Genomic DNA, 16629 nt, shown 5'->3' with positions numbered 1-16629 from the left:
GAGAGTTATTATTCTGTACAGGGAACTACCCGTTCTTCTTCACATTTATTTCTTTTTATGGAAGAAAGCGATTCAATAAAACTTATTTCTTATGAGATACCGGAAGGATATGATAAAAAGAATTTTACTTACAAAACCTTCAAAGGTGCTGACTATGATCAGCTAAAGTGTTCTGCAAAATTTAATCCTGCATTTTTCAGAAAATCAGGTGATACATGGGAAGGCGGAAGTGTAAGTATGTTTTCTCCCGTATTGAAATTTTCTCTTCATGAAAAGTTCACTGAAAATCAATTGGAAGTGTCAGAGTCCATGGAAGTAAATGGGAAAAGAACATTTGGTTATGATGAGCCGATTATTTACAAACGAATAAAATAGAACATTGACAGGGGGATGATCTGTTAAAAAGATTAATTAGCTGATAAAGCCGATTTGGGCATGTGTATAAAATCAGCATATGACAGATCGGACAGAGCAGCGCTGAAAGATATCAGTCAGAATGTTATTCCTGGAATCATCTGTAATCTGACAGATATGAAATCATCAAGAGAAAAAATCTGGATGAACGATGCAAAGCCATTTGGTTATGAGATCCTGGATATAAAAATCGGTGGCGTGATTACAAGGCTTAAAAGTACAGGATACCGGATTGACAATTATCTGAATGGAAATGTGCTTCGTCTGGAAGAACTGGAAGAGGAAAGACTTCCCTACTTTACCAAAGGAATGGACAAGCGGGAGAATTTATGGAATCGCATCATCAGTGGATGTGATTTGAATGACACGATCTGATAAAGGTAAATGAAAGGAATCAGGCTACGTATGAAAATTCTGGTGTTCTTAATAATTTTTGTATTTGCATTGTCTCTCTTTCGGATGATTCTGGAATGGAGTAAAAATAATAATAAATGTTCTCACCAGCGTTATAAACGATTAGAAAATAACGATTTATACAGGAAATCAAAACTATTCTCACAGAATGGTCCTGGTTTCCTTTTTTGCTGTTACAAATCAGTTACAACTGCAATACAGAATTTAATGTATAATTAACCTGTGAAAAGATATTTATAAAAACATGTGAGGTAATAATTATGAAGGCAAGAATTCTTGTGATAGAAGACGAAATGTCAATCAATGACCTGCTATGTATGAATCTGGAGATTGCAGGGTATGAAACAGTAGGATATCTGGATGGAAATGAGGCATATGAAGCAATTATTCAAGATCATGCGTTTCAGTGTGCACTTGTAGATATCATGCTTCCCGGAAGAGACGGCTATAGCCTGTTACCGAAATTGAAGCAATATGAAATTCCTGTAATATTTCTTACTGCAAAGGGAGATATCGCGAGCAAGATAAAGGGATTAAAAGACGGTGCGGAAGATTATATTGTAAAACCATTTGAAATGCTGGAAGTGATGGTTCGTCTTGAAAAAGTACTGGAACGTAATGGCACTGTACAAGAACAGATTCAAATTGGTGATGTCATCATTGATACTGCTAGTCGTACTGTTACAAAAATGGGCATGGAAATCTATTTAAAGCCAATGGAATATAACTGCCTCATGGTGTTCGCCAAAAACCCGAATAAAGCACTGACCAGGAATCAGATTCTGCAGGAACTGTGGAATGAAGAGTTCTGCGGAGAAACAAGAACTGTGGATGCACATGTGGGTCGTATCAGGAAAAAGCTTGGCTGGCAGGATAAGATTAAAACAATTCCCAGAATCGGTTACAGACTTGAGGTGGATTTATGAAACTCTTAATAAAGATTTTTTCTCAGACTACATGTATCATTCTGTTGGTATCGTCAGGGATCTTTCTTTATACCACTTATTGTTGGAAAAATCAGAGTATACAGAATATCGACAGTTATGAAAGCAGTATATTTAGAACAAACATCTCACAGTTTGAAAATAAAACAAGCCGTTCCGACGTTCAGAAACAGAATACCGACAACGAAATGCGACCACAAATAGTTACTTATGCTTTTCGGCAGGTTTTTCATGACAGTGCTGTTTTATATCTTGATGGAAAAATGACCTATAATGGAACTGTTTATGAATTCGATGTAGAAAGGTTAAGGGAATTATGTGAAAGTAAGGCAAACTTGATGAATCATGGCAGCAACAGTGAAGGTCATGACCCTATGATCAGTCAGATAAATGGAAGGACACTTTTGCTATTTTACTATGGCAATGCAAATATGGGATATCAGATTGTTACTTATAAAGATGTAACAGATGTAATAGAAAAAAGTCATCTGCTGTTTTTTCAGACTGGTGGATTTACTTTATCTTTGATCGTGGTGATGGGAATTGTCCTTTATTTGAGCCTTCGAAAAATCACAGCGCCGCTTATAAGCCTAAGAGAAGCCACGCTTCTTGTTTCTGAAGGTATTTATGATTTTAAAGTACCGTCAGAGGGAAATACAGAACTTGCACAGGTAGGTGCAACCTTTAATTTTATGACAGGTAAAATAAAAGAACAAATTGAAAGTCTTTCTAACATAAACCGGACACAAAAACAGCTTATTGGAAGTCTGGCTCATGAACTGAAGACCCCAATGACTGCAATCATAGGATATGCAGACACATTGCTTACTGTGCGCCTGACCCCGGAAAGGCAGGAGAAGGCTCTTATTTATATTGAAAATGAATGTCGCAGGCTGTCAAGACTTTCTATGAAAATGCTGGAATTAACCGGACTCTATGAAGCTTCGGAAGACTCATTCAATCCAGTGGAAATACAGGTGGATAATTTCCTGAAAGAAGTAAAAGAACTTATTGATTGCAGGCTTCAAGAAAAAAACATCTCTCTTGATGTATTTTGTGAACCAAAAGAATTGGTAAAGAAGTTTGATCAGGACTTAATGATAAGTGTAGTGACAAATCTAATTGATAATGCAGTCAAAGCTTCCAGGAAAGAATCTAAAATTGTGCTTGAGGCAACCCCAGACCATCTGATGGTTCAGGATTTTGGAAAGGGAATACCGAAAGAGGATCTGGAAATGGTGACGGAACCATTTTATATGGTAGACAAATCTCGTTCCAGGGCAAAAGGAAGTGTAGGGCTCGGTCTTTCTTTATGTCATAAAATTATAGAACTGCACGATTTCCAACTGAAGATTGAAAGCAATCAGGGAAAAGGAACTACCGTCTCTGTTTTCTGGTGATTACACTAACGTTTACATATCAGTTACAAATCGCGAAAGATTTGGTGTAATGCTCGATGGTATACTTATAACAACCTTAGAAAGGAGATATTACCAGAAATGAGAAAAAACATAAAAAAGTTTGCAGGAATAGTGCTTTGTATTGGAATGTTTACAGGATGCGCACAGACCCCGGATTCTTCTTTGGTAAAGCCGAAGGGGAGCAAAGCTGTAGATGCTTATACGGAAGCGGATGATGTTAGCGGTTCTAAAGGAGAAGCATCTGAAAGCAAGAACGATGACGGTTCAGAGTCAAAGACAACCATCAGGAATCTCATCGATGCTCCTCAAAATTATAAAAGCCATGTGGAAGATGACAGTGCCAAACTCGTGGTAAATACAGATGCAAGTGTAGAAATTCCGGAAGTGGAAAAGATATCTGCTATTTCTGTCACCGCGGCAGAAGTTACCCAGGAGCTTCTAGACCGTATTACAAACGCATTCTTCTCAGAGGCAAAACTTTATACCATGGATAGTTATTATGTGAAGACAAAGGATGAAATTAAAAAAACTCTGGATGAACTAAAAGAAGACGTTGCAAACGGAAACCTGGATCCGTATAACTATGGAACAGATGATGATGGGAATTATGTCTATGATATCTATGAAGATATTGAGACATGGGAACAGGAATACGAAACTGCTCCGGAAAAGAAAACCCTGACAGAGGCAAAACCTGTTGCCGGAAATTTTTTCGATTGTATTGCACAAATGCCAGACGATTCACAATTCTATTATAAAATATCTTCCGATGGCTCCGATACCTTGTCAGTCAAGATCAAGAAAGCAGCAAACAAGGGCGGGGAAAAAATACCGGAGGATGCAATGTGGTGTGATTACGGATATTCTGAAGAGGAAGAAAAACCCACAGAAGAATCTATCGGGCTGTCCCTGGATGAAGCAAAAAAACTTGTAAAGGAAAAAGTTGAAAAAATGGGCATCACAGATTTACAGTTTTCTAACTGGAATTACGCGGTGTGCAAAAGTTTTGAAGGCGATAATAGTTCAGGTAATTTTGGAAATGGATATAGAATTGATTATGCACGTACCATAAATGGTGTGCCGGTAACTCAGACAGTTGCAGACGGTGGGGCATTGGAAGATATGGACAGCACAATGGAAACATGGTCTTATGAAAGTCTCTGTTTCTATGTCGATAAAGATGGCATAGAAAGCATGACTTATTCAAATCCCTACACAATTGGTAAAATAAAGACAGAGAATTTAAATCTTCTTTCATTCAGCGAGGTTATGAAAATTTATGAAAAAATGATGGTGGTAACAAACGCTGATAATATGCAATATGAAAATTCCAGAGTCTATAATATTGATCGGATCGTTCTTGGCTATGCCAGAATATATGAGCCGTCTACTGACGCACACACAGGTATTTTGATCCCCGTCTGGGATTTTTTCGGCAGCATGACTTCAGAAAGTGAATATAACGGAGAAACAGAATCAAATACCAGTAAAGATCCAAATGAAAGTTTCCTCACCATTAATGCCGTGGATGGCAGTATCATAGACCGGAATCTGGGTTACTGACATGAGACAGGTATTTGGAATTGTAAGGTACAATTTCTTCGGATTTTTACGCAATCCCAAAGTTATTTTTATATTTCTGTTAGAATTTGTACTTAGTTTCCTGCTTACAGGCAGAATCATGGTTGTAATGGAGACCTACGATACACCGGTACAGGCCATTGAACCATTTATCTGGACATTTGGGGATGGGATAGCAGTACTGTCCAGTTCGCTGCTCTTGCTTCTTATGTTTTCTGACCTGCCGAAGATGACACCTATTACTCCATACCAGCTGACCCGGACAACCAAGAGGAAATGGCTTTTAGGTCAATTCATTTATGTTATTCTTGTAACTGTTTTATATACGGTTTTGATGCTGCTGTTTACGGCCGTGCTGTGTATGAAAAAGAGTTATCCAGGTAACCTGTGGAGCGAAACTGCGGCCATGCTTGGTTATTCAGAATTAGGAAAAAACCTGCAGGTCCCTTCTACAGTAAGAGTCATGGAAAATATTTCACCTTATGGCTGTATGCTGCAGGTTTTCTTCCTTCTGTTTTGTTATTCGCTGACCTTAAGCTTTGTAATCCTTGTAGGAAATCTCTATAAAGGGAAGACTAAGGGTATGATTTTTGGCCTTCTTTACAGTGTATTTGGTTTTTTATTGGACCCGAAAGTACTGGCTGCAATTTTACATAAAGAAAAATACGAAATGTATCAGGTAAATGTATTAATCTGCTGGATCAGTCCTCTGAACCAGGCAGTATACGGAAAACATAACTTAGGTTATGACCCATTGCTTCCGAAAATCACGCATTCCTACATGTTTTTTCTGGGTATTTTAGTTCTTCTTGCAGTTTTTGCAATTAACCGGATGAAAAAATATACCTTTGAATTTCTTGGAGAAAAGACATGATCGGAAGGGGGAATACCTGTGTGGGGTGAAACAAAACGTATGTTATTTAATAAGAATTTTCTGGCAGCATGGCTGATAGCCTGCATTTCCATCGCCATTGGCCAGACTTATCCCAGCTTAAAAAAAGCACTGGCATGTGGTACTTTTATCAGTATACTGGAAGGTTCCTTAAAAAGTCAGGCAGTATCTTTTGCCATTCCGGTAGCGGCCGTATTGCCATGGAGTGATTCCATTCTGCAAGAATATAAAAGTGGATTTTTAAAGGAGATACTTCCCAGAACGACCCGCAGACAGTATGTCGAAGGTAAAGTCTTTTCTATTATGATGTCTGGTTTTATGGTCTGGACATTAGCTATACTAACGGTACTTTTTATCAATTTTATTGTGTTCTATCCGCTGGAGATACAGGGTGCTATTCAGAAAGAAGCACTTCTGGACTTGCTCATGAAGGCATTCCGGACAGGACTTATCGGAAGTATCATAAGTACTTTCGGTGGAAGCTGCGGGATTTTATGGGATTCTGCTTACATGGTATATGGAATCCCTTTTGTAAGCTTTTATTTCGGAATTATTCTTCATGACCGCTATTTTAAAAATCAGATATGGTTTTATCCAGTAGAATGGATACTGGCTGATAAAAATTGGGGACCGGACAAAATAGGAGTTTGGCTATTTCTACTGTTGTTTTTATTAGTAATGCTGGGAATTCTGGGAGGTGTTTTATATGGAAGATTGGAAGAAATCTGAAGGGACATTTAATCTGGCCTGTGATCCGCAAAGAGCAAGTGGAATGATGCAGAACACCTGCGTAAAAATAGAACACGTGACCAAACGTTTCGGTGAAGACATCGTGTTACAGGAAGTAAATCTTTCCCTGAAAACAGGGAACGTCTATGGGATTGTTGGAAATAACGGTTCCGGAAAGACCGTTCTTATGAAATGCATCTGTGGGTTTCTTCCTGTAACTACGGGTACTATTTTTGTATTTGGAAAAAAAATAGGCCATGATGTGGATTTTCCTGAAAGTCTTGGAGTTATTATCGAGACTCCCGGTTTTCTTACACAATATACGGGCTTTAAAAATCTGGAGATCCTGGCAGACATGAATGGCCGGATTTCGAAGGCCGATATCCGCATAGTCTTAAAAAGGGTAGGATTGGATCCGGACATGAAGAAACCAGTCGGAAAATATTCCCTTGGAATGCGTCAACGCCTTGGTATTGCACAGGCCATTATGGAAGATCCTCTGTTTTTGATTCTGGATGAGCCATTTAATGGACTGGATAAACATGGCGTGGAAGAGATAAGAGAACTATTGTTGGATTTAAAAGCAGCAGGAAAAACCATTTTGCTGGCAAGCCATAATGAAGAGGATATCAGAATCTTATGTGACCACGTATATGAAATGGATGGAGGAGTTTTAAGAGAAAGGACTGCCCGATAATGAGAAATTTATTTGTAAAAACGGCATTAGTATTGTGTACGACAATAATATTTCTTCCGGCTACCGTTTTTGCCACAGAGACTCAAAACACGGAGATTACATCTCCTGAAGAAGGATTTAAGGATCCAGATCCGTCAGTATCTTATGAGAATGACAACTCGTTAACCCTTGATGAAAAAGAGGATGAATCTACGAGTACCGAACCTCCGGCAGAGGATGAAAAGACTCCTGATAAAGCTGATACCGATAAAGAAAATCCGGATCCGGATATTTTTACATCAGGAGATGACTTTGGTGATGGTTCTAAATCGAATCCTTTTCATGTTGTAATAGACAGTGATAATCCGGAGGACGGTGACGCCCCGCAGATAACAGATCCGGTTATAGACAACGGAGGGTATTCGGGCGGTGGGGGAGGAGGTAATTCAACATCAGACTCATCAAGTGAAAAAATATTACATAAACCGCAGGTATTATTAGAAGACAGCAATCTTTCAGGTGGACGATTGGAGGCTGGTTCTACAACAGAAATGTCGCTGACATTTCGAAATAAAAGCTGCAGTCAAAATGTATTTGGTTTAAAAATTTCCCTTTCTACAGAGAACAAAGGAATCGAATTTGAGAAAAACTCTTTTTATGTACAAGTCCTGGCTCCTGGTGAAGCAATTACTTTGGAACAGATGATTACTATAACAGAAAACTGTGATCCTGGCCAGGCTGTCATTACTTTTTCTCTGGATTATGAAGATTCGAAAGCAACGGCAACTACCGGTACAGAATTACTGTCTTTTCAGATCATCCAACCGGTTCGTGTTAAGCTGGAAGCTTCAGATATTCCATCTGTTTTATACACTATGGATACAGTAGAGATCCCGGTAAAAGCAATGAATCTAGGAAGAGACAAAATATATAATGCAAGTGTCAGCTTAAAGGCTGATGAATTAAGCTCAAACGATACTGCATTCTTAGGGACCATAGAGGCCGGAGATTTATCCCAGGGAAGTCTTCGCATATATGTAAAAGGAAAAACAGGAAAATGTGCAGGTCAATTAATTCTTACGTATGAGGATGCAGATGGCAAATCATATGAGGAAGAAATAAAATTTGATTCTGAAATCAAAGAAACCCAGATAAAGTCTTTAAAGGTTGAAGATGACCAGGAGAAAACCAATAACTGGTGGTATTCCATAGCTGCAGTTGTTGCAGTACTGCTTATTTCCATAATCCTGATTCTGGTCAGAAAGCTTCATAAGAAAAATATCCTTCTTGAAGAAGCGAGAAAGGCGGCTTCTCATTGAAAAGAAAAAAAATAGACAGCTTTACCTTATTTGTCATACTTCTGCTGACATTGACACTTACATTATCAGGAATGCTGCTGGCAGGCATGAAAGAAGAAAAACGGCAATTTACTGTGCTGCTCCCACTTGGAGATCTGGCTTATGATGAAGATTTTTTGCAGAAAGCGAAGAAGATAAAAGGTATAAAAGAAATCTGGCCAGTCATAGAAGTCCCGGTTGTCATCAAAATTGAAGATTATACGGAAACAACGACTTTTTCAGGAATTGATATGAATGCGTTTGGAAAAAATCCAACTCAGAATGAACTGGGGAAGATGCCGTTGTTATTGCTGGGAAATGGTTCCCTACGGGATATGAAAGACTATAATAATCATGCCATTTCAAAAAAACAACAGGAAAAATTTTTAGAGATGGGTGAAAACCTGAATATTTTTTATTCCTTGGGTGAAAAAGAGAAGGAAACTTCCAAAGCCACGGATGATCTTACCACTTCATCCGGCAATTCCGCAAGAGAACCGCAGACCTCATATATGCCCTGTAAAGCCGCTGTAGTAATAGAAGGCAACGAAATCTACATACCCATCTACCAGGCACAGGATCTCTGCAGAGAAATAGGAGAGCCTTCTGAAATCAGTAAAGTATATCTAAAAATAAATGGAAAAAATAACCTGGAGAACGCAAAGAAAATACTTTCAGGAATTTAGCATAATATATAGCAAGAATTCTCCTTCCTATGCAATGAACAGAGATTTCGCTTTTAAGCTATAAATGAGCAAGTTCGTGATTTTGAATAAAAAAGACACCTTAAATCGTTTGTGTTGTACAATGAAAGTAAACAAACATTGCAACATTTACGAAAGAAGGTGTCCATCGCAAATACTATACGTCATTCTACATTCACACCAGTTTAAGAAATTAAATTTATGCAGATCTTTTTTGAACAGAGTGATCGGTTATCTCATGAGTATCCTGATCAGTATCTTTATCTCAGGTTACCATGGAAAGACTACCGACTTTGCATAAAACAGTTCCTGCCATAGAACTACCATCGCACATTTCCTCAATTCCGGGAAATTATGCATATCTTGGAGTTCAGCAGTCGGACTATATAGATTTGTTTTCAAGTGATTCCGTTTCTCTTGATAAAGACAAATACATTTCAGAAATAAAAAAAGATATGAATGAACTCGGATATGACACAGAAAATCTCTCTTTCCAGGCGATTCCGTTAAGTGTAGATGCAATGAAAAAACTAAGGGATCAGGAATTAAATAATGGTTTATTAGAAAAAGGAAAAACGAACGAACCAACGTCAGAAGATGAAGCTTATTTTATCTATGCCTATCAGGAAAATACCGGGATTCCAGTATTCCATGAATTGATGAGCGTAGCAAAGCAAATGTCAGATGATTCTCCAGATAATGCACCTGTACAGGCCATTTATTCTGCTCGTGGACTGGAGAGTTTAACGATAGATTATATCTACAACTTTAAAAATGAACAGAATACGGTAACTCTGAAACCTTTTGATGAGATTGCATCAGTAGTAGAGGAAAAATATGACAACATATTAAACGATGTAAATTATGAGGTTACACGAGCAAAATTATATGAACGTGTTTACACTGGTGAAGATCAGAAGTATGCAGAAGAACCGATATGGTATTTTGAAGTGATGGAAAATGGCAGCAACAAAACAGTAATGCTGGTCAATGCAGAAACAGGCAAAGAAATTAATTTGCCATCATAAAGGAGAGTTGGTATGGATGGTTCAACAATTCCCTACTATGTAGTGGAAGAAAGAAAAAAACTGAACAGGTGTATAGAAGAAGCACCGAATGATTATGAAAAGGAAATATACCGGGCAATCCGCAATATGCCGGTTCCATATGAAAAATTAAATGAAATCTTAGAAAACAGCAGAGATATTATCACATCCAAACAAAACAGAAAAGCGAAAAACAGAAAATTCTTTGCCACTGGGATACCAATTATTTTTATGATTCTGGTGGTCGCTATATATACTCTTCTGAATAAACAAGGGGATGATTGAATGGAAAAGGAAAGATACCTAAAAACAGATTTCAGGCGATTGCTAAAAAATATCCTCTGTATCTGGCGATAGCCGGTGTAGCAGTCTCTTTCATTTTTTCTCTGGAAAATTATGCTTTTGAAAAAGGCATGGTAAATTTTAATGTTATGGACACTTATATATATGCGGTTGAAATGTCCGGGAAGATGATTGCATATGCGTTTTGTGCTTCTGCTTTTGCTGCTGTATTCTGTGAAGATCTTGAAAATAAATATCTACGGTACAGTATTGGACGGGGAAATTTAAAAAAATATGTGCTTTCAAAAGTAATCGTGATCTATGTATCCTCCATAATAACAATGATTTTAGGAACACTTTTATTTATCATGTATTTACGGCTACAGCTTCCCTGGACATCTGATCTGGCAACGTCAAGTATATCGGGCATGTATCAGCAATCCGGGTTGGACGGCAGAAATGGGGATTGGGGCAGATAGGGGGGATTTTTTTTCGTTCACTGATAATGGTGCTGATAACGATTGCCTGTACAATCCTTGTGTTACTGCCAAAAGTAGAATGGAGCAATGAATGGGGAAAGCTGCTGAGAACTGCGGCAACTACAAATGCTCTTTCAGAATACCAGAGCAGTGTGCTCATTTATTATGATATCTTTTCAGAATATACGCCCATTGAACTTATCTTGCTTGAAATCCTGCTCTGTACTCTGATCTGCACATTTGTTGGTGTTTTGATGTTTTTGTTTAGCTTATACATTAACAAGATTATTGCGGTTGCCGGAGGGCTTGCGCTGGCGATTGCCTTGTTTCCGGTGTTAAATATGCATCCGTTAATCTGTTACAAACTGGCCCGTTTTGTCCCCACCGTATGGGCAGAGTTAGCAAGAATCGCAACAGTAGATCATACCTATTACTGGTTACCGTCCCTGTCATATATGGTAGTCTTCCTGTTAGTCGGGATAACTATAATGACTGGTCTTATCATGCATAAGATCAGATATATGCAGTTCAACTGGGAAAACGAGGATATATAGGAGGAATAACTGCTGTGAATGAAAAAAAGTATATCATAGAGGTATCACATGTCAATAAGAATTTTAAGAACAATAAAGTCTTAAAGGATGTCACGCTCAGATGTGAAAGTGGTCGGATATATGGGCTGGTCGGACATAATGGATCCGGGAAGACAGTTTTATTTAAGACGATCTGTGGCTTTCTGTCCTGTGATGAAGGAACGGTTTCTGTAAATGGAAAAGTAATGGGAAAAGATAAGGACATGCTTACAGAAGCAGGTATCATTATCGAAGATCCTGGGTTCTTACGAAACTGGAGTGCTTACCATAACCTTGAATTTCTGTACACGATACGAAATAGACCAGATAAATCATATCTGCATTCAGTGTTAAACACAGTTGGACTTGATTCGAAATTGAAACGCCCGGTTGGAAAATTCTCGCTTGGTATGCGGCAGAGGCTGGCACTTGCCCAGGCTATTATGGAAGATCCGCCAATCCTGATCTTGGATGAGCCAATGAATGGCCTTGATAAAAATGGTGTAGCAGAAATCCGGGAGCTTTTGCTGAAGATGAAGAATGAAAATAGGCTGATTATACTGGCAAGTCATAATCGGGAGGATATAGAGATTCTATGTGATGAAGTATATGAGATGGAAGATGGAATACTTCGGAAAATAGTCAAAGAGTAAGAAAAATATTTCGTATACGATAATGTATGTTCCATACTTTATCTATAAGAGAGAACAAAAATAAAGTACAATACAGCAGACAAATGCAACCAGTTCTCATTTTGCCAGAGTGTTTTGGCAGAAAAAGGCTGGATGAGTAATGCCACATAACAATCGCCTCGACTACGAATCTGAAAAATAGCAAGATTACATGTCCCCTATAGTTTTACCTCATACTTTCAAGATACAGAAGATAGGTATTTTTAAATTCGGAATATTTTTATCGTATGTATGATCACCTTTCTTACCTGAGCTTCAATGGCAATAATATGGAACAGTATATATTCCATCATGAGTTTCTATCGGAATCTTTTGAGTCATAGTGTTGTAATAAGCTAATGCGTCCTGAAAATTTCTGAGGAAGCGTTTTTTATCCAAAGGCTTTGAAAGATAGCGGAATACGTGAAAATGCATTGCTTCATGCAGATACTCAGAATAAAAAGCGCAAATTGAGATATGATAGTGAACTCATGCACAGGTAAAGTAATAGACTGGATGGTTAACTGTAATGTGATCGGCTCTTGCCTGTTACTGTTCCTGTGCACTTTTATATGTACAAGGCTTAAATATAGCTGGTTGCTGCTTTTGATTGCAGCTATTGGAATAATAAGTTTGATACGGTTCAGCCGATCGATACACTAAAAAAGAACCGTGTATTCCGGGAGGGGACCATTGGTGGATATGTGGTGGCCGGAATTGATGAGGTGGAACTGTTCAGCAGCACAAAAAAATCCTGTCCGGACTGCCTTACCCGGAAAAACCGTGCAGGTGAAATGGAATATTTCCACCGGAGTGTGGTCTGCATGACTGTTGGAAAAGCAACCGCATGTGATCCTGGGGCAGGAAATGCTGAAGTCGAGGGACGGAGCGGAAAAGGATGAAGGGGAACTGACCGGAGGAAAACGCCTGATATTTTTTATAAAAATGCACAAGCCAAAAAACTAAGTTACTGTTCAAGGGTTAGCTGGACTTGAGAAAACCGATGGTGTAGACTGATAACAGTCAAAGCCATCGGTTTTCTTTATCCAAATATTCTGGACACTCTGTCATATATATTGGCCGGATCTTCAAGGCGCATCAAAACAAGCATGCTCATGCATTGGCAGAGATAATCGATGTTTTCGAAACTTCTGAATGTCACGGCCTGCGCCTGTTTCCGCTTATAATTCCTTAGAAGCCTTTCGGCTTCATTATTCGTGGCAGGTACCCGGATATCATGCAGGAACAACAGATGGTTGTGCATGTATTTCTCCATTCTCAGGAATAAATTGTACCCGTCTTTGTAATAATCATTTGCCGGAATGTTTTCATATTCTTTCCGGGCAGTTTCCAGTATCTCACGGTATCGTTTTTCGAATCCGGAGACTATTTCCGGATCTGGTCCGTGTGGCTGCCGGCATCCATTTCGGAAGTGGACCATTTCCTGCACCAGTGCATGCATTTTTTTATTCCAGGTACGGTCTGGTTCGTTCTCTATGCTGGCTTTCAGATACCGCAGTACATGGGCAAGGCATTCCTGATGATTTGCTCCATAATTATAAAAGGTAATATCATGGTCATGGACAAGGATCCCCTGATAGTCTTCTGTAACCGTACCCTTTACTCCTTCGTGTCCCTTTTTCTCGCGGGCAAAGTACAGGGCTTTTCCGTCCGGTGTTGCATAGACATATACCTGGCAGCTCTTTCCGTTTTCCCTGGCATTTGTACAATCTGTATGCATAACAGGGGAAAGCAGCATATCTGCATAGGCAGACCTGCGTTCAGGCTCAGTTTTTAAAGCAAACTCCGGTTTAGTCTGCTTATCATGCCTTTGGAAATATTCAGTTTTCCACCCGTCAGGTCGGACAGAAATGCCCTGCTCTTATCAATGGATGTACAGCAGTCATTGTTCAGAAGGAACAGAAATGCCCGTATGCTGCCATCATAATTCACATCATCGATAACTCCGTCTGGAAATGCTGCATGTGCACGTTCTCCCGTATGACTGTTATAATAAACATCTGCATGATATTCCGTTACATTCAGGACCATACGGATACTTACCATCTGCTTTACGATGGTCCTGGCAGTCTTTTTAAAAGCACAGTCTTCGAGCACTTCTTCAGGTGGAGGAAGAAGAATAACTGGCTGTGTAGGCTCCTGTCTTTTCCGGCAGTGCCCTTTGTGGCCGGGCTGCCCGCCTGGTCTTCTGCCTGTTTTTTCCCTGTTGTTTGTGATCTTTTTACGTCGTACTGCTTTTGAAGAAGGAATAGAAGAGTTTTCATAATCACGGTTGATCTGTGCCCGTAGTTTCAGATTCTTTCCCTGTTCTTCTTCCAGTCTGGATGCCGTTTCATAAAACTGATGTCTGAAAACGGCTGCTTTATCCAGTGCATCATCTCTTTGCTTTTCTGCATTCAGTGCACGGATCTCCATTTTTCGGAGTTCCTGCGCGGACCTTTTTTGTGCCTTTTCAAACTCCCGGAGCATATCCTCCAGTACCTGAAACCAGTAATTGCGCACACGGATCGTTTCTTTGTGCGCATCTGCAAGTTCTTTTTTCAGCTTCTCAATCTTATGTTCATAAACGTTGTACTCTTTCTGATGAAGTTCTTCTAACTGGATATATCTTTCACCAGATTCCAGTTCTTTGTTTCTGCGTTGTGCAGCTTTCAGCCGACACATGAGAGTGATATGATCATAAGTATCAGGCATACGTTTTCCTCCGGTACAGTCCTGCTAAACACTGCTGACGATATCTGTGATCTTTGAGATATGATCCTCGAGATATTCGATCAGCTCTTTCTGTTTCTGGATGAATTCCTCCTGGATCTCGATCTGCCTGAGATAGCCGTCAAGAAGTTCATCACGTTTTTTTAGTTCCTGTATAAAATCAATCTCCATAAAAACAACCTCTCTTTCTTGAAAAAAGTATAGCAGAAATGCAGGAAAAAAGCGAATTTCCGGAAATGACCCATTGGGCAATCTGACTGTGGATAAATCTCCATTATAAGATTGGAAATGAGTAGATATAAGGCCTCTGTCTGAAAGAATGGATAGGATTCGGTGTATAACTTTTGTGAAAAAGAACAGCAGAAAAAACTATAAATACAGTTTTTTCTGCTGAAGATAATTATCCACAAAATAGAGAAAATAATTTCGTCACTTTTTACAATGACTTATACATACCTTTGAACAGTAACAAACTAAAAGCGAAATCTCTGATGAGAATGGAAACAGCTATACAGAAATAGACTGATATGATATAATAAAATCGTTCCTACATTTGTAGAAAGAGGGAGAATGAGAGCGTGAAAAAAACATATCAGAGACTTCCAGAATCAGAACTGGATATTATGCTTGTTCTTTGGAATAATACACCTCCGATGAACAGAATGGAAATTGTAGCAGCAGGTGAAGGTGATGAAGAATCCAGAGTCCTTTACAATAATGGAGACGGAACCTGGATTGATGAGAACGGAAATCTTCATGAAGAGTAAATGAAAAGAAACGTTTTCCGTAAGCAAATAAGGGAATGGAAAACATTTCTTTTTTTATAAAATGTTATATGAGATATAAAAGCTATTTTGAAATATAAGTATTTGATAAGAAAGACATTTTTATTTTACAACAAACAGACATTTTTATGATAAAATATCGGTAAAAATAATTTTGGACTGTAACAAAAGTCGTTGCAGTGTCTAAACTACATCAAATGGATACGGAGGAAGAAATGTGCGGAATCTGTGGATTTACAGGTTACAGACAGGATCAGAAGACAGTAATTGAAAGGATGATGAAAGCCATTGCGCATAGAGGCCCGGATAGTGAGGGCTCTTTTTGCAGGGAGAAGATTACGCTGGGCTTTCGAAGACTTAGTATTATTGATTTAGAAGATGGGCAGCAGCCTATGGAAAGTGCGGATGGAAATCTGCATATTGTTTTTAATGGAGAAATCTATGATTATAAAGAACTGCGGGCAGAACTTGAGACTTTCGGTATTTCTTTTTGCACCCATTCCGACACGGAAGTTCTGGTAAATACCGTTCAGCAGTATGGGGAGAAGGCACTGGATAAACTCAGGGGAATGTTTGGGTTTGCAGTATGGAATGAAAAAGAGCAGACTTTGATGCTTGCAAGGGATTTCTTTGGAATTAAGCCTGTGTACTATGCCGAAATAGATGGGCACTTTGTATTTGCTTCTGAAATTAAGAGTATCCTTGCATTTCCCGGCTATGAAAGGAAAGTAAATCAGAAGGCCCTGGAGCAGTATTTGTCATTTCAATATTCTCCTCTGGAAGAGACCTTTTTTAAGGGAATTTATAAACTGATGCCTGGACATATGCTTTTATATAAAAACGGAAGCTATGAAATAAAGACTTATTTCAAACCAAAGCTTACACCAGGTCAGTGGGACCATAAGACGAATATGGATCAGCTGCGGAGCCAGCTTGCAGAGATTTTAAA

The 16629-nt window shown here is 38.9% G+C and carries 18 protein-coding genes and 2 pseudogenes; 18 read left to right on the top strand and 2 right to left on the bottom strand.

Annotated features, from left to right (window positions below):
* The 16 genes and pseudogenes from WKT11_RS19190 to WKT11_RS19115 form a co-directional block, all read left to right on the top strand.
* A partial coding sequence (locus tag WKT11_RS19190; RefSeq protein WP_340285648.1) for a hypothetical protein occupies positions 1 to 375 on the top strand: 375 nt, incomplete at its 5' end.
* Between the two features lie 48 nt (positions 376 to 423).
* Positions 424 to 789: pseudogene (locus tag WKT11_RS19185) on the top strand (beta-N-acetylhexosaminidase); the annotation flags it as partial.
* 299 nt (positions 790 to 1088) lie between these two features.
* Positions 1089 to 1754 (top strand): response regulator transcription factor, encoded by a 666-nt coding sequence (locus WKT11_RS19180; protein WP_005423065.1) that lies wholly within the window; start codon positions 1089 to 1091, stop codon positions 1752 to 1754.
* Between the two features lie 206 nt (positions 1755 to 1960).
* A complete protein-coding gene (locus tag WKT11_RS19175; protein WP_340285646.1) occupies positions 1961 to 3172 on the top strand; it encodes a sensor histidine kinase in 1212 nt (403 codons plus the stop codon).
* A 99-nt stretch (positions 3173 to 3271) separates the two neighbouring features.
* Positions 3272 to 4756 carry a DUF6034 family protein gene (locus WKT11_RS19170; protein ID WP_117846322.1) on the top strand — a complete coding sequence of 495 codons (1485 nt, stop codon included), beginning with the start codon at positions 3272 to 3274 and terminating at the stop codon, positions 4754 to 4756.
* A gap of 1 nt (position 4757) precedes the next feature.
* Entirely contained in the window at positions 4758 to 5648 is an 891-nt protein-coding gene (locus WKT11_RS19165; protein ID WP_117846321.1) for a hypothetical protein, read from the top strand.
* 18 nt (positions 5649 to 5666) lie between these two features.
* On the top strand, positions 5667 to 6395 hold the full coding sequence (locus WKT11_RS19160; protein WP_243009984.1) for an ABC transporter permease: 729 nt from the start codon (positions 5667 to 5669) through the stop codon (positions 6393 to 6395).
* Between the two features lie 43 nt (positions 6396 to 6438).
* Positions 6439 to 7092 carry an ATP-binding cassette domain-containing protein gene (locus tag WKT11_RS19155; RefSeq protein WP_442857734.1) on the top strand — a complete coding sequence of 218 codons (654 nt, stop codon included), beginning with the start codon at positions 6439 to 6441 and terminating at the stop codon, positions 7090 to 7092.
* Entirely contained in the window at positions 7092 to 8390 is a 1299-nt protein-coding gene (locus WKT11_RS19150) for a hypothetical protein (protein WP_117846319.1), read from the top strand. Before WKT11_RS19155 ends, WKT11_RS19150 begins: the two co-directional genes overlap by 1 nt.
* Positions 8387 to 9094, top strand: coding sequence for a hypothetical protein (locus WKT11_RS19145; RefSeq protein WP_243009983.1), 708 nt, complete (start codon positions 8387 to 8389; stop codon positions 9092 to 9094). The genes WKT11_RS19150 and WKT11_RS19145 overlap by 4 nt, the downstream gene beginning before the upstream one ends.
* A 473-nt stretch (positions 9095 to 9567) precedes the next feature.
* Positions 9568 to 10140, top strand: coding sequence for a hypothetical protein (locus WKT11_RS19140; RefSeq protein WP_147348977.1), 573 nt, complete (start codon positions 9568 to 9570; stop codon positions 10138 to 10140).
* A gap of 12 nt (positions 10141 to 10152) precedes the next feature.
* The gene (locus WKT11_RS19135) at positions 10153 to 10443 is read left to right on the top strand and encodes a hypothetical protein (protein WP_055059993.1); all 291 of its coding nucleotides are present in this window, start codon (positions 10153 to 10155) and stop codon (positions 10441 to 10443) included.
* The gene (locus WKT11_RS19130) at positions 10440 to 10919 is read left to right on the top strand and encodes a hypothetical protein (RefSeq protein WP_117846317.1); all 480 of its coding nucleotides are present in this window, start codon (positions 10440 to 10442) and stop codon (positions 10917 to 10919) included. Before WKT11_RS19135 ends, WKT11_RS19130 begins: the two co-directional genes overlap by 4 nt.
* A gap of 26 nt (positions 10920 to 10945) precedes the next feature.
* Positions 10946 to 11473, top strand: a complete 528-nt coding sequence (locus WKT11_RS19125) for a hypothetical protein (RefSeq protein ID WP_117846316.1) — start codon at positions 10946 to 10948, stop codon at positions 11471 to 11473.
* A gap of 14 nt (positions 11474 to 11487) precedes the next feature.
* Complete coding sequence (locus WKT11_RS19120; RefSeq protein WP_117846315.1) at positions 11488 to 12144, top strand: ABC transporter ATP-binding protein; 657 nt, start codon at positions 11488 to 11490, stop codon at positions 12142 to 12144.
* A gap of 725 nt (positions 12145 to 12869) precedes the next feature.
* Positions 12870 to 13064, top strand: a complete 195-nt coding sequence (locus WKT11_RS19115; RefSeq protein ID WP_173699885.1) for a hypothetical protein — start codon at positions 12870 to 12872, stop codon at positions 13062 to 13064.
* A 140-nt stretch (positions 13065 to 13204) separates the two neighbouring features.
* On the opposite strand, the pseudogene WKT11_RS20120 reads toward WKT11_RS19115, so the two are convergent.
* Positions 13205 to 14877 (bottom strand): annotated as a pseudogene (locus tag WKT11_RS20120) (IS66 family transposase).
* 24 nt (positions 14878 to 14901) lie between these two features.
* Positions 14902 to 15066 (bottom strand): hypothetical protein, encoded by a 165-nt coding sequence (locus tag WKT11_RS19100; RefSeq protein WP_167515506.1) that lies wholly within the window; start codon positions 15064 to 15066, stop codon positions 14902 to 14904.
* Positions 15067 to 15473: 407 nt separating this feature from the next.
* Here WKT11_RS19100 and WKT11_RS19095 point away from each other — a divergent pair, with 407 nt between their 5' ends.
* Positions 15474 to 15662, top strand: coding sequence for a hypothetical protein (locus WKT11_RS19095; RefSeq protein ID WP_008703624.1), 189 nt, complete (start codon positions 15474 to 15476; stop codon positions 15660 to 15662).
* Positions 15663 to 15877: 215 nt separating this feature from the next.
* A partial coding sequence (locus WKT11_RS19090; RefSeq protein ID WP_445291958.1) for an asparagine synthetase B family protein occupies positions 15878 to 16629 on the top strand: 752 nt, incomplete at its 3' end.

Origin of the sequence: Blautia sp. HCN-1074, from assembly GCF_037890165.1 — a bacterium.
Lineage (GTDB): Bacteria > Bacillota > Clostridia > Lachnospirales > Lachnospiraceae > Blautia_A.
This window is presented reverse-complemented; position numbering and strand designations above follow the sequence as displayed.